At 59.8% G+C, this 12,751-nt stretch carries 13 protein-coding genes; 2 read left to right on the top strand and 11 right to left on the bottom strand.

All coding sequences use genetic code 11. From position 1 onward, the window contains the following. A partial coding sequence (locus FHT97_RS30695; protein ID WP_210296795.1) for a hypothetical protein occupies nucleotides 1-222 on the top strand: 222 nt, incomplete at its 5' end. Here the strand turns inward: FHT97_RS30695 and FHT97_RS27495 are convergent. From FHT97_RS27495 to FHT97_RS27450, 10 genes are all read right to left on the bottom strand, one after another. Then, nucleotides 208-843 carry a TetR/AcrR family transcriptional regulator gene (locus tag FHT97_RS27495; protein ID WP_183864819.1) on the bottom strand — a complete coding sequence of 212 codons (636 nt, stop codon included), beginning with the start codon at nucleotides 841-843 and terminating at the stop codon, nucleotides 208-210. The genes FHT97_RS30695 and FHT97_RS27495 overlap by 15 nt on opposite strands. A 19-nt stretch (nucleotides 844-862) precedes the next feature. Next, nucleotides 863-2,527 carry an electron transfer flavoprotein-ubiquinone oxidoreductase gene (locus FHT97_RS27490; RefSeq protein ID WP_183864818.1) on the bottom strand — a complete coding sequence of 555 codons (1,665 nt, stop codon included), beginning with the start codon at nucleotides 2,525-2,527 and terminating at the stop codon, nucleotides 863-865. Then, nucleotides 2,527-3,474: an electron transfer flavoprotein subunit alpha/FixB family protein gene (locus tag FHT97_RS27485; protein WP_183864817.1), complete on the bottom strand. Its 948-nt coding sequence runs from the start codon at nucleotides 3,472-3,474 to the stop codon at nucleotides 2,527-2,529. The genes FHT97_RS27490 and FHT97_RS27485 overlap by 1 nt, the downstream gene beginning before the upstream one ends. Before the next feature lie 24 nt (nucleotides 3,475-3,498). Continuing rightward, a complete protein-coding gene (locus FHT97_RS27480; protein WP_183864816.1) occupies nucleotides 3,499-4,248 on the bottom strand; it encodes an electron transfer flavoprotein subunit beta/FixA family protein in 750 nt (249 codons plus the stop codon). 10 nt (nucleotides 4,249-4,258) lie between these two features. Further along, complete coding sequence (locus FHT97_RS27475; RefSeq protein ID WP_183864815.1) at nucleotides 4,259-5,119, bottom strand: sugar phosphate isomerase/epimerase family protein; 861 nt, start codon at nucleotides 5,117-5,119, stop codon at nucleotides 4,259-4,261. Beyond that, on the bottom strand, nucleotides 5,112-6,272 hold the full coding sequence (locus FHT97_RS27470) for a dihydrodipicolinate synthase family protein (protein ID WP_183864814.1): 1,161 nt from the start codon (nucleotides 6,270-6,272) through the stop codon (nucleotides 5,112-5,114). The genes FHT97_RS27475 and FHT97_RS27470 overlap by 8 nt, the downstream gene beginning before the upstream one ends. A 12-nt stretch (nucleotides 6,273-6,284) precedes the next feature. Beyond that, a complete protein-coding gene (locus tag FHT97_RS27465) occupies nucleotides 6,285-7,064 on the bottom strand; it encodes a 3-ketoacyl-ACP reductase (RefSeq protein ID WP_183864813.1) in 780 nt (259 codons plus the stop codon). Then, the gene (locus tag FHT97_RS27460; protein WP_183864812.1) at nucleotides 7,061-8,206 is read right to left on the bottom strand and encodes an acyl-CoA dehydrogenase family protein; all 1,146 of its coding nucleotides are present in this window, start codon (nucleotides 8,204-8,206) and stop codon (nucleotides 7,061-7,063) included. The genes FHT97_RS27465 and FHT97_RS27460 overlap by 4 nt, the downstream gene beginning before the upstream one ends. A 77-nt stretch (nucleotides 8,207-8,283) precedes the next feature. Next, nucleotides 8,284-9,291 carry a zinc-binding dehydrogenase gene (locus tag FHT97_RS27455; protein ID WP_183864811.1) on the bottom strand — a complete coding sequence of 336 codons (1,008 nt, stop codon included), beginning with the start codon at nucleotides 9,289-9,291 and terminating at the stop codon, nucleotides 8,284-8,286. 86 nt (nucleotides 9,292-9,377) lie between these two features. Further along, nucleotides 9,378-9,887, bottom strand: a complete 510-nt coding sequence (locus FHT97_RS27450) for a VOC family protein (RefSeq protein ID WP_183864810.1) — start codon at nucleotides 9,885-9,887, stop codon at nucleotides 9,378-9,380. A gap of 397 nt (nucleotides 9,888-10,284) precedes the next feature. Between FHT97_RS27450 and FHT97_RS27445 the strand changes: the two genes are divergently transcribed. Continuing rightward, nucleotides 10,285-11,304: an aldo/keto reductase gene (locus FHT97_RS27445; protein ID WP_183864809.1), complete on the top strand. Its 1,020-nt coding sequence runs from the start codon at nucleotides 10,285-10,287 to the stop codon at nucleotides 11,302-11,304. A 184-nt stretch (nucleotides 11,305-11,488) separates the two neighbouring features. Here the strand turns inward: FHT97_RS27445 and FHT97_RS27440 are convergent, their stop codons facing one another. Next, nucleotides 11,489-12,751 (bottom strand): glycerate kinase, encoded by a 1,263-nt coding sequence (locus FHT97_RS27440; protein WP_183864808.1) that lies wholly within the window; start codon nucleotides 12,749-12,751, stop codon nucleotides 11,489-11,491.

Raw genomic sequence — 12,751 nt, 5'->3', positions numbered from 1 at the left:
GCTCCGCACCGCAACCCGCCGCTACCGCCCCAAATACAGCAACCCAAAACCGCCGGAGCGAACTTAAAACTGGATAAAACTTGGGGGCAAGGTCACTTTCAACGACTTTTGTCACGCAGCCCCCAAAAGCATCAACCTAAATCCTTCCGCCACCTGCACCGCGCGGAGATGATCGGAAGTGTCCTTTTCGAATTTTACCGTCAGGGCTCACCGAGCGATTGACTTTTGGACGACATGCACGATGTGAGCCTCCCACAAGCGAAGATAGGTGCCTTCAGTGAAATCTCGGCTAAAGATGGTAGAAAGGGTATATCGGTTCGAAAGGTAGAAGAAACTGAGGGAAAGCACCGTCAGAAAGACATTGAGCGGATCTATCTCGGCAATGAAGGCACCGTGCGCGCTACCTTGGCGCAAATATTTCCCCAGCTCCCGAACCAGGTGGTGGTTCAGGAGGCGGCCATTAGGTGATCTGTGAATGAACTTGGCCCGTTGTAGATTTTCAGTTCCCAGCAAACTTAAAATCTCCGGATTTTCAAGAAAATAATGCCATACGAAGCGTACTATTTCTTCGACACCTTCTTCGGGTGCCATCTTGTGAAAGTTGAGACAGGTTTCAGCGATCCGCATCTTTCCGAGCGCGTGATCGAGCACAGCCACATAAAGCTGCTCCTTATCCCCGAAGTAGTGGTAGATCATCCGCTTATTGAAGCCAGACCTTTCCGCGATTCTGTCTATCCGCGCTCCACCGAAGCCGTTTTCTACGATTTCGTTCATAGCGGCATTGAGGATGTCCTCCCTCGTCTTATCGGGGTCACGATGTACTCCAGTCAAAATATGATCCATAGCCGCCAGTCCCTCTGACTCACATATTCGGGTAAACAGGGCCCTCACCGCCCTGCGGCGGCACCCAGCTGATGTTCTGGTTGGGATCCTTGATGTCGCAGGTTTTGCAGTGGACGCAGTTCTGGGCGTTGATGACAAAGGTTTCCTTGCCGTCCTTCTCCACCCACTCGTAAACACCGGCCGGACAGTAGCGGGTCGAGGGACCGGCATAAATGTCGTGCTCGGACGAGACCTGCAGCGCCATGTCCTTTACCTGCAGATGCACCGGCTGATCTTCCTCATGATTGGTGTTCGACAGGAACACCGAGGAGAGACGATCGAAGGTGAGGACACCATCGGGTTTCGGGTAAGCGATCGGCTTGTGCTGCGAGGCCGGTTCCAGCGAGGCGGCATCGGTCTTTCCGTGCTTCAACGTCCCGAAGATCGAGAGGCCGAACAGCTGGTTGGTCCACATGTCGAGCCCGCCGAGGGCGACGCCGACCGCCGTGCCGAACTTCGACCACAACGGCTTGACGTTACGCACCTTCTTCAGGTCCTTGCCGATGTCGCTTGAACGCCAGTCGTTCTCGATCTCGACCACCTCATCATTGGCGCGACCAGCGGCGATCGCCGCCGCGATCCGGTCCGCCGCCATCATGCCCGACAGCACCGCGTTGTGGCTGCCCTTGATGCGCGGCACGTTGACGAAACCCGCCGAACAGCCGATCAGCGCTCCGCCAGGGAAGCTAAGCTTCGGCACCGACTGATAGCCGCCTTCGGTGATGGCACGCGCGCCGTAGGAAAGCCGCTTGCCGCCCTCGAAAGTGGCGCGAATGGCAGGATGCGTCTTGAAGCGCTGGAACTCCTCGAAGGGATAGAGGTAGGGGTTCTTGTAGTTCAGATGGACGACGAAGCCGACGGCAACGAGATTGTCTTCCAGATGATAAAGGAAAGAGCCACCGCCGGTCTTCATGCCGAGCGGCCAACCGAAGGAGTGCTGCACGAGACCCTGCTTGTGGTGCTCAGGCTTCACCTGCCAGAGTTCCTTGATGCCGATGCCGAACTTCTGCGGCTCACGATCCCTCGACAGATCGAACTTGGCGATCAGCTGCTTGGCGAGCGAACCGCGCACGCCTTCCCCGATCAGCACGTACTTGCCGAGCAGTGCCATGCCGCGGGTATAGTTCGGGCCGGGCTCGCCGTTCTTCTCGACGCCCATGTCGCCGGTGGCGACGCCGATCACCGCACCTTCGTCATTGTACAGGACTTCGGTTGCGGCGAAGCCCGGATAGATTTCGACCCCGAGTTCTTCGGCCTTGGTGGCGAGCCAGCGACAGACGTTGCCAAGCGAGACGATATAGTTCCCATGGTTGCTCATCAGCGGCGGCATCAGGATGTTCGGCAGACGCACAGAGCCGGCCGGACCGAGCACTAGGAAGTGGTCGTCTGTCACCTCGGTCTTGAACGGATGGTCGGCTTCGTTGCGCCAGCCGGGCAGCAGACGATCGATGCCGATAGGATCGACCACGGCACCCGACAGAATGTGCGCGCCGACTTCAGCCCCCTTTTCGAGCACCACGACCGACAGCTCCGGATTGACCTGCTTCAGACGGATCGCAGCCGACAACCCCGCAGGACCACCACCGACGATCACCACGTCGAATTCCATGCTTTCGCGTTCGGGCAGCTCAGTCGTATCGGTCATCAGAGTGCTTTCTGCAGCTCCGGCAATACCTCGAACAGATCAGCGACGAGGCCGTAGTCGGCGACCTGGAAGATTGGCGCCTCCTCGTCCTTGTTGATGGCGACGATGACCTTGGAATCCTTCATGCCGGCGAGATGCTGGATGGCGCCTGATATGCCGCAGGCGATGTAAAGGTCAGGTGCCACGACCTTGCCGGTCTGCCCGACCTGCCAGTCGTTCGGGGCGTAGCCGGCATCGACGGCGGCGCGCGAGGCGCCAACGGCGGCGCCGAGCCTGTCGGCGACCGGCAGGATGACTTGCTTGAACTTCTCGGCCGAGCCCAGCGCCCGGCCACCGGAGATGATGATCTTCGCCGAGGTCAGTTCCGGACGCTCGGAGGCCGACAGCGCCTCCTTGACGAAGGTCGAGAGACGAGAAGAAAGGGCTGCCGTCGAGATCTCCTCGACGGCAGCAGTTGGGCCTTGGGGACCGGCCTGGGAGAACGAAGCGGTGCGCACGGTGATGACCTTCCTGGCGTCGGTCGCCTTCACCGTCTGGATGGCGTTGCCGGCATAGATCGGCCGCTTGAATGTGTCCGCCGAGACCACTTCGATGATTTCCGAGACCTGGGCGACGTCGAGCAGGGCGGCAACGCGCGGCATGACGTTCTTGCCGGTCGAGGTGGCGGCGGCAATGATCGTGTCATAGCTTGCCGCGAGTGAAACGATCAGTTCGCCGAGCGGCTCGGCCAGATTGTTGGCAAGCGCGTCGCTTTCGGCGAGCAGCACCTTGGAGACACCCGACAGCTTGGCAGCCGCATTGGCCGCTGGTTTGGCGCCCTTGCCGGCGACGAGCACGGTGACGTCGCTACCCTGCTCCTTGGCAATCATAGTTGCTGCCGTCAGCGCCTTGGCGGTCTGGTCGGAAAGGTGGTTGCCGTCGTGGTCAGCCAGAAGAAGAATGGCCATGGATATGTCTCCCTTTCTCGAACCCTAGAGGACGCCGGCTTCGACTTTAAGCTTTTCGACCAGCTCGGCGACCGACTTGACCTTGACGCCCGCCTTGCGGCCGGACGGCTCTTCGGTCTTCAAGACCTTCAGGCGCGGCGCGGTGGAGACGCCGAAATCGGCGGGGCTTTTCTTGTCGAGCGGCTTCTTCTTCGCCTTCATGATGTTCGGCAGCGAGGCATAGCGCGGCTCGTTCAAGCGCAGATCTGATGTGACGACGGCCGGGAGCTTGACGTCGATGGTCTGCAGGCCGCCGTCGACTTCGCGCGTCACGGTTGCCTTGCCATCACCGATTTCGATCTTCGAGGCGAAGGTTGCCTGCGCGGTGCCGAGCAGCGCCGCCAGCATCTGGCCGGTCTGGTTGGAATCGTCATCGATCGCCTGCTTGCCAACGATGATGAGACCCGGCTCTTCAGCGTCGACGACGCCCTTGAGAATTTTGGCAACGGCGAGCGGCTCTAGCGTCTCGTCGGTCTCGACCAGGATTGCCCGGTCCGCACCCATGGCGAGTGCGGTGCGCAGTGTCTCTTCAGACTTGGCAGGACCGATCGACACGACAACGACTTCCTCGGCCTTGCCGGCTTCCTTCAGCCGCAGCGCCTCCTCCACCGAGATCTCGTCGAACGGGTTCATCGACATCTTCACATTCGAAAGCTCGACGCCTGTGCCGTCCGGCTTCACGCGGATCTTCACGTTGTAGTCAACCACCCGCTTCACGGGGACGAGAATTTTCATATTGCGCTCCTCAGCAGACGGTACGAAAGCGTTCGACAAGTACATCAAGGACCTCGTTCGGGTCGCGTTTCCACCAGTTTTCCTTCGAGAACAACTCAACCTCGCACAAGCCGTCGTATCCTGCGTCCTCGACCGAGCCACGGATGCCGCGGATATCAGCCACGCCGTCTCCCATCATGCCTCGATCGAACAACACATCCTTGGTTTCCGCAAGCCAATCGCACAGATGAAAACCGTGGATGCGCTTCGCTCCTGCGCGGCGGAGCTGGATCGAAAGCTCCGTGTCCCACCAGACGTGATATACGTCGACGGCGATTCCGAGGTTATCAGCGCCGATCCGCTCGCATAAATCCACGGCGTCACGAACAGTTACCAAGCAAGAGCGGTCGCCGCCGTAGACCGGATGGAGAGGCTCCAAGGCAAGGTTCACACCGGCCTGCGCAGCGTATTCACAAGCAGCCGCTACGCGTTCGGCAACAAGAGCGAGACTGTCATGCATTCCCTTGCTGCCCGGCTCGACGCCTCCCACTACAATCGTAAGAACAGGCGCGTCGAGACCCGCAGCCATGTCGATCGACGCGAAAAAATCATCGAGAATAGCCTCCTTGCCCCCAGCAGCGAGCGGCCCAACTAGAAATGGCGACCGGCACAAGCCGGCTACCTTCAATCCCGCAGCCTTTGCCCTTTCTCCGATTGCAACCGAATTTTCTCCGATCTCGCGTCGCCAGAACACGACGCCGCCGTACCCTCTGGCCGCGCAGCCGTCGATAACCTGCTCCGGAGTCCAGCCCGCGCCGAAGCCCTCGACGTTGTGGCCGAGCGTCGCGGTGTTCAAAGCCAGGGCCGAATGATCGTTCGAGAAGTCACGCATTGCCGTCTACCCCGTACAGCGCCAGCAACTGCTTGAAGCGGTGGACGGCCAAGTCCGGATCTCGAAGGACGCCGCACTGGTCGGCAAGTCGGAAGACCTCGGAGAAATACGGGAGCGGTCGCATCGCATGGTGACCGTTCAGCATTACGAAGTGATCCTGGAAGCCATTCAACCAAGCAAGGAAGACCACGCCGGTCTTGTAGTACCGGGTCGGGCGGCGGAAGATCGTACGAGCAAGAGTCACTGTGGGATCGAGCGTTCTGTGGAATCCTTCTTTGTCGCCGGCCGCGAGCTGTGACATCGCGAAAGCAGCGGCGCCTGCGAGCGGATCGAAAATGCCAAGCAGCGCATGTGAATATCCGACGTCGTCGCCCGCGATAAGTTCCGGATAATTGAAGTCGTCCCCGGTGTACATCTTTACGCCGGACGGGAGGAGGCGTCGCATCTGGATCTCCTTGTCCTTATCAAGGAGCGAGATCTTTATACCGTCGACCTTCGCCTCGTTGGCAGAGATGATTTCGAGGCACGTCTGCATGGCCGTCTCGAAATCCTTGCCACCCCAGTAGCCGGCGAGAGCTGGATCGAACATGTCGCCAAGCCAGTGAAGGATTACCGGCCGATCGCAAAGGGACAACGCCTTGCCGTATGCCGAAACATAGTCCTTCGGGCTGCTGGCACTTGCAGTGAGCGCTCGGCTGGCCATCAGGATGACGTCGCTGCCGGTCCGCTGGATGGCTTCGATCTGCATGGCATACGCGCGATCCACGTCGTCCAGCGAACGCAGGTCTTTCGGATCGAGATGATCCGTTCCTGCGCCGCTAAAGACGAGCGCGTCCGGCAATTCCGACTTCGTACGCCGAACAAGCTCGAGGGCGCCTTCCCAATCGAGGCCCATGCCTCTTTGAGCAGTGTCCATCGCTTCAGCAATGCCGAGACCGAGATCGTGCAGGTGGCGGCGGAATTTTAGGGTCGCATCCCAGTCGACGACGGCAGACGTTCCTGGATTCGTTTCCGTGAAGGGGTCGGCAACGACATGCGCCGCGGAAAACACGCGCCTGTTGAAGTCACGGGAGAAGTCGGCGGCTGGAATGGGCCGAGCTAAGAGTTCGTAGTTCTCCGTCCGTCCGCGGCTGTCGGGAAGTGCTATACGCATGCTCATAACCTCTTAGAAACGTGGAACCAGCAGGCCGCCGTCCGCCGATAGCGTCTGGCCTGTCATATAGGGAAGCCCGCCCGTGGCGAGCGTCTGTACGATCCTGCCCATCTCGTCCGGCTGCCCGATCCTGGGGAAGAGAGTGAGGCCTTCCTCCGCGCGCCGCTTGTAGGTGTCCTTGACTGCCGCTGTCATGTCGGTCTCGATCAAGCCGGGCTGCACATCGAAGACTGCGATGTTGTCTTTCGCCAGACGCGCGGCAAAGACCTTTGAGATCATTGCTGCCGCGGCCTTGGAGGCGCAATACTCGCCGCGCAGAACGGATGCGGCAACGGCGTTCGATGATGTGACGTTCACCACGCTGTAGTAGAGGTCGGGTGACCTTTCGCGCGCAACCAGCCGGCGGGCGAACGCCTGCGTCAGGAAAAAGTGCGCCTTCGTGTTTACGGCCATGCAGCGGTCGTAGCTTTCTTCCGACACGTCCAGGAGATCGCCGCGTTGGAGAACGGAAACTCCGGCGTTGTTGACGAGCGTTGTCAACGGGCCGCAGGCTGCTTCGGCAGCGTCGAGCATGATTTCATGCTTGGCAAGAACGCTGACATCGGCCGGCACCTTGATAGCGATCACGCCCTTCTTGCGTAACGACGCTACGGCAAGGTCAAGCTCTTCGCTGTCGCTGAATCCGTTCAAGGCAATGTTGAATCCACGGTGGGCCAATGCCTGTGCGATCGCAAGCCCGATCCCTCTGCTGGAACCCGTAATGAGTGCGGCCTGTTTAGCTCCAGAGCTCATGACTGCGCTCCATTCTTGATAAGCTGGCGGGCGATGATCATGCGCTGGATCTGGTTTGTACCTTCGTAGATCTGGGTGATCTTCGCATCACGATAGAGGCGCTCGACCTCGAAGCCGCGGATGTATCCGCTGCCTCCAAATATCTGAACGGCGTCCGCCGTGCGGGCGACCGCCATGTCGCCGGCGAAGCATTTTGCCATCGAGCATGCCTTAGTCGCGTCTTCGCCGCGATCGATCTTGCTTGCAGCACTCCGAACGAGAAGACGAGCCGCCTCCACGTCTTTGGCCATGTCGGCTAGCATCCATTGGACGCCTTGGAACTCAGCGATCGCTGAGTTGAACTGCTTGCGCTGCACCGCGTATTCGAGTGCGGCCTCGAGACCTGCCTGACCGATGCCGACGGCAAGTGAAGCAATGCCGACGCGTCCCTTGTCGAGTACGCTCATCATCATATGGAAGCCACGTCCCTCTTCGCCGAGGAGCGCCTCTGCAGGAAGCGAGACGTTGTTGAACGTCAGCGCGCCGACCTGACTCGCGCGCTGCCCCATCTTGTGTTCCTTCGGCCCGCGCTCGACGCCTGCCTGATTCAGATCGACGATGAAGATGCTCATCCCGCGGTGCCCCGCGGTCTTGTCCGTTCGCGCAAGAACGAAGCCGTAGTCCGCGACTGGCGCGTTGTGAATCCAGATCTTTCCGCCGTTGAGCTTCCAGCCAGTGCCATCGCGCTCTGCCGAGGTGCGAAGGCCGGACAGATCGCTCCCTGCTTCCGGCTCCGTGAGGCAGTATGCGACCTTGCTCTTCATCGCCATGACGTCGCCGAGAAGCTGTTCGCGCTGCTGCTTCGTTCCGTGCCGCACCAGCAAGGTGGTGATTAGCTCGACGAGGCCGCATTGATCTGCGATCGACGCGTAGCCGCGCGATAGTTCCTCCATGACAACGGAGTACGCGAGCGTGTCAAAGCCCGGCCCGCCCATCTCCTCGGGAACTCCAATGCCGAACAGGCCTAGCTGGCCCATCTGCTCGTAGATCTCCGTCGGGAATCGTTCCTCTTCGTCCAGCTTGTGCGCAACGGGCCTAATTACGTCGTCGGCAAACTGTCGGGCAGTCTCTCGCACCTGTTCATGAATCTCAGTGAGCAGCATTCTAGCACCTTTAATTATGTAACTGGTTAGTTACTGGTCAACAAAGAAGTGGCATGCGGTCAATGCGACGGCAGCTTTCAGTGGTTGGCTCGGGCGTCACTCCAGGACAACACGCAGAAGGGTTCGTCGAACTCCCTCGCGACGAGGTTCTGGTACGCCCTGGAGGCATCAGCGGACGGTACGTTCCTAATCAGGCCTTCCGTCCAGATGCGCCCCTCGGCGAGCCAGCGCATGATCTTTTCAAAGCCAGAGAAGACACTTTGCGGCTGGTTGTTATACCCCTCCAAAAGCTGCTCCCACTTGAAGTTTCGTGACAGCACGGGCAGTTCCCATTCCCAGCCGCTCCGGAGGTGCACGAAGTTATTGAATACGGCGTGCAGCACGTCGTGCGCATGCAGTTCGGTGCGGCGTCGCCACGGCACGCCGACCAAGACCACCTCGCCATGGGGCCGAACGATCCTGCATCCCTGAAGAACCGCCTCTTCATGGCCCGAGCAGTCGGCCACGAGCGCGGCTCTTCCTGCGATATCGAGTTCCGCGAACGGCATGTCTGAATAGACGCGGGTAACCCCGGCAGCCATTACCTGGCTGCATCGCACCGGGTCTGGGTCGACCACGCAGACTTCGTACCCGGACAGATGGAAAAGTTGGGACGCAAGCAGTCCTACGGGACCTGCACCTGCTATTATGACGAGGTCGCCGGGCCGAGCCTTGGTGGACATCAAGGTCGTCATTGATACGCCGGCCAGCCGCGCAAGAACCGCGACCTCCGGCGTCAACTTCTGAGGAACCTTCAAAGCATGCTGGTAATTCACCTGCTGCATGCTTCTATGCGGACCCATGCAGAACAGATGCTCGCCCGCGTCGATACCACTCACTAAGGGCCCTGTCTCTTCTGCAACGAAGATCGCGGCGTAGCCGGGTCGGATAGGAAAGCTTTCTCCGGAAAGCCACGCGATCTCCGTGCCAGGGCTAATGAGCGTGACGACAGTACGCCCCCTCACCTCGTGTTGGCCCAGCGGAGGCAACTCGACATGCTGAAGCTCTGCTTTGTTCTTGGCTGAAAACACAATTTCAATCGCCATAGTAGACCTCCCAGTTCCGCATGACTTGATCATCCGCGACCTCCGAACCTCTCCTTCACCGACCCAGGAGGGCCGGCTTCGCAGGCTCAATCTAGCGGCGACCATAGCTGCTGGACGCCGTCCCTGGCGCATCCCAGCGGACCATTCATGCTGACAAGTTCGAGGAACTGCCCCCAGGGAGAGCGGAGATAAAGCCACGTCAGACCCTCCATCGGCCCGGTTTCGACGTAGGTCGGACCATCGAGAACATCGACGCCGCCATCCCGCAGACGTTGCGCCGCTGCAACCGCGTCATCCACCTGGAGCGCGATGTGGAACCCGCCCACCTCGCTGTTGCGCTTTAGTTCCAGATTTTCAGCTTCGCCTGAGTATTCAAAGAGCTCGATGTTGCTGCCGTTGCCGAGACGGAGAACTTTGATGTTCTCGATCCGGCAATGACCAGGAACTCCGAGCCTCCGACGCATGAACTCGTCGTCGCCATCGATCTTTCCGGTCTCCAGCGCCGTCACCGCCCCGAACACCGACTCGAAGAACTTCACGGCGTCGTCCAGGTTCGGAACCGTGAAGCCGATGTGTTCTACCCCATAAACCTTCATCGTAGTCTCCTCCCGTGAGCCGCCTTCAGCGCTCCAAGTATGTATCTAGTTAGTGCGTTTCTAGCGACGATCATGCTTAAGTGTCAATCCGGCGCGACGAAGATTGCTAAACTTTACGAGCAGTTACAGGGACTTACTCGCACATGCGCTTACGCACATGCACGCGTCCCGTAGCAGGAAGGCGAGCGCTGCGTTTTCGGTAGGATAGTTGCAGCATTCCGAAACAGCCCGCGGGGGCTGCGAAAGCCTTGTTCTCCCAGCCCCAATGCTCAGCGTGCAACCGCAGACTTCAAACGTCTTCCTCCCTATCGACGAACGCCTCCTCCCAAAGGACTTGCCACAAGCTCCATGATCTGCAATGTAACTAACTACATGGTGCATTGGCAAGGAGGAAGTCATGAAACCGTCTGATAAAAGAAAGTTTGGCCGCGTCGAGCTGGAAGTAACCGCCTTCGGGTTCGGTACCGCCCCCATAGGCAACTTCTCCTACCCGATCGACGAAGGGACGTCTGACGCGATGGTCCAGGCGTCGTGGGACGCCGGCGTCAGATACTATGATACGGCGCCGATGTACGGTCACGGGCTCTCAGAACTCCGTACAGGCCACTCTCTCCGCTGGAAAGAGCGAGACGACTTTGTGCTGTCTACGAAGGTGGGCCGTCTTCTAAAACCAGGTCGACGGAAAAATATCGACTTCTCCCCATGGAACAACGCGGCCGCGAACGTGATGGAGTTCGACTACACCTACGACGGGACCATGCGTTCCTTCGAAGATTCGCTTCAGCGGCTGGCGCTCGAGAAGATCGATATCTGCTTCATTCACGACATAGACGTCTTCACGCGCGGTTCCGAGCAGCCGGAGGTTTTCAAAGCCGCCATGGGCGGCACCTGGAAGGCGCTTTCAAAACTTCGCGACGAAGGCCTCGTGCAGGCGATCGGCGTCGGGGTGAACGAGTGGGAGGTCTGCCACGACGCGCTCCTGCAGCGCGACTTTGACTGCTTCCTGCTCGCCGGCCGCTACACTCTTCTGGAGCAGGAATCGCTCGACAAGTTCCTGCCACTCTGCGTCGAACGGGGCGCCGCGGTCGTGATCGGGGGCGGGTTCAATTCCGGCATCCTCGCTACCGGCGCCGTCGAGGGAGCCAAATACAACTACAGCCCCGCGCCGGCCGAAATCCTGGATAAGGTCAGACGTATCGAGGCCGTCTGCAGGGACCATGCAGTTCCCCTCCCGGCGGCCGCCATGCAGTTTGTCGTATCCCACCCGGCTATTCCCTCTTTCATAGCGGGAACCCGGACAGTGGAGCAGCTCCAGAAAAACATCGATTGGTTCAGCCACGATATCCCGGCCGAATTCTGGAGCGACCTTAAGGCTCAGGGGCTTCTTCGTGAAGACGCACCGATACCGGCGGGCTAATTGGAAGACTGGGAGGCCGGCATAGTGCGGCCTCCCAGGACATAAGTTACATTGTCACATATTCGCAAAGATACGCGGGCGCGGACGCGGCCCGGCAAACGCTCACTCTCGAATTCTACGCATGCCGCGGTTCGCGCTTACAGTCCGAGCGCTTCACTGGATCGCTGCGCGCGGCTTTCTAGTTTTACTCTATTAGGATTGCCCGGAAATCGTTTACATTCGTGCCGGTGGGGCCGGGCACGAAGAGCCCTCCGGAAAGCGAAAAGGCCGTCCAGGCATCATTGTTGGCCAGTAGCGCCGCGGCATCCTTCCCTGCTCGTCTGATTTCAGATATTGTAGCGCCGTCTGCGAAGGCGCCGGCGTTATCCTCGCTGCCGTCGATCCCATCGGTGTCGGCCGCAATGGCGTGGACGTCTGTGGTGCCATCGATCTCAATCGCGAATGATAGTAGAAATTCGCTGTTTCTCCCGCCTTTACCGCTGCCGCGCATGGTGACCGTCGTTTCGCCACCAGAAAGAAGAACTACAGGACGCGCAAACGGCCGGCTCCGGCTTACAACTTCCTTTGCGATCGCGGCGTGGAACTTCCCGGCCTCTCGTGCTTCCCCTTCCAACGCATCAGACAATATCACGGCTGGAATCCGATGCTGCTCGCACACGCGCGATGCGGCTTCGAGCGAGCGACCTGCGGACGCGATGACGTGGACTTCGTTGCCTTGAAAGCTCGGGGCGTCCGGTGCCGGTGCGTTGGCTTCCCCGCTTAAAAAATGACGCATCATCCGGTCGGGTAGCTTCAAGGCGTGGCGCTCGATCGCCGCCAGCGCGTCGGCACGCGTCGAACAATCCGGAATCGTTGGGCCGGAAGCGACCTGAGCTGGCACGTCGCCTGGTACGTCCGATACCACGAGCGTTACGACCTTGGCTGGTGCCGCGGCCAATGCAAGCCTTCCTCCCTTGATACGGGAGAAGTGCTTGCGAATACTGTTCATCACCGAAATTGGCGCGCCTGAAGCCAGCAAGGCCTCATTTAGGGCGATCTCGTCCTGCAGCTCGAAACCATTGGGAGGCGCAGGCAGAAGTGCCGAACCGCCGCCGCAGATAAGGGCGACCACCAGATCGTCTTCTGAGAGGTTCGCGACGGCCTGAAAAAGCTGAGCCGCTGCCTCGATGCCTGAAGCGTCAGGCAGGGGATGCGACGCCTCCAGAACTTTGATTCGCTGGCATGGAACCGCATACCCGTAGCGCGTCACCACGACGCCCTCCAGCGGACCGTCCCAGTTTTCCTCGAAAGCCCCGGCGAGCTGGGCGGCACCCTTGCCCGCCCCGATAACGACGGTTCTTCCCTTCGGCTTTTCGGGCATGAATTCCAGCAGCGACCGTTCAGGATCGGCGGCAGCGATCGCGGCGTCGAACAACGAGGTGAGAAATGCCTGTTTATCTGCCTGCAT

Source organism: Rhizobium sp. BK399 (assembly GCF_014194695.1).
GTDB lineage: Bacteria > Pseudomonadota > Alphaproteobacteria > Rhizobiales > Rhizobiaceae > Rhizobium.
The sequence above is the reverse complement of the archived record's forward strand: the minus strand, read 5'-3'. Positions and strand labels throughout refer to the sequence as shown.

Bases quoted from the DNA above. Each gene is read 5' to 3' on its own strand.
- FHT97_RS27495 (WP_183864819.1), bottom strand. From the start codon at position 843: ATGGATCATATTTTGACTGGAGTACATCGTGACCCCGATAAGACGAGG.
- FHT97_RS27490 (WP_183864818.1), bottom strand. From the start codon at position 2,527: ATGACCGATACGACTGAGCTGCCCGAACGCGAAAGCATGGAATTCGAC.
- FHT97_RS27485 (WP_183864817.1), bottom strand. From the start codon at position 3,474: ATGGCCATTCTTCTTCTGGCTGACCACGACGGCAACCACCTTTCCGAC.
- FHT97_RS27480 (WP_183864816.1), bottom strand. From the start codon at position 4,248: ATGAAAATTCTCGTCCCCGTGAAGCGGGTGGTTGACTACAACGTGAAG.
- FHT97_RS27475 (WP_183864815.1), bottom strand. From the start codon at position 5,119: ATGCGTGACTTCTCGAACGATCATTCGGCCCTGGCTTTGAACACCGCG.
- FHT97_RS27470 (WP_183864814.1), bottom strand. From the start codon at position 6,272: ATGCGTATAGCACTTCCCGACAGCCGCGGACGGACGGAGAACTACGAA.
- FHT97_RS27465 (WP_183864813.1), bottom strand. From the start codon at position 7,064: ATGAGCTCTGGAGCTAAACAGGCCGCACTCATTACGGGTTCCAGCAGA.
- FHT97_RS27460 (WP_183864812.1), bottom strand. From the start codon at position 8,206: ATGCTGCTCACTGAGATTCATGAACAGGTGCGAGAGACTGCCCGACAG.
- FHT97_RS27455 (WP_183864811.1), bottom strand. From the start codon at position 9,291: ATGGCGATTGAAATTGTGTTTTCAGCCAAGAACAAAGCAGAGCTTCAG.
- FHT97_RS27450 (WP_183864810.1), bottom strand. From the start codon at position 9,887: ATGAAGGTTTATGGGGTAGAACACATCGGCTTCACGGTTCCGAACCTG.
- FHT97_RS27445 (WP_183864809.1), top strand. From the start codon at position 10,285: ATGAAACCGTCTGATAAAAGAAAGTTTGGCCGCGTCGAGCTGGAAGTA.
- FHT97_RS27440 (WP_183864808.1), bottom strand. From the start codon at position 12,751: ATGCAGGCAGATAAACAGGCATTTCTCACCTCGTTGTTCGACGCCGCG.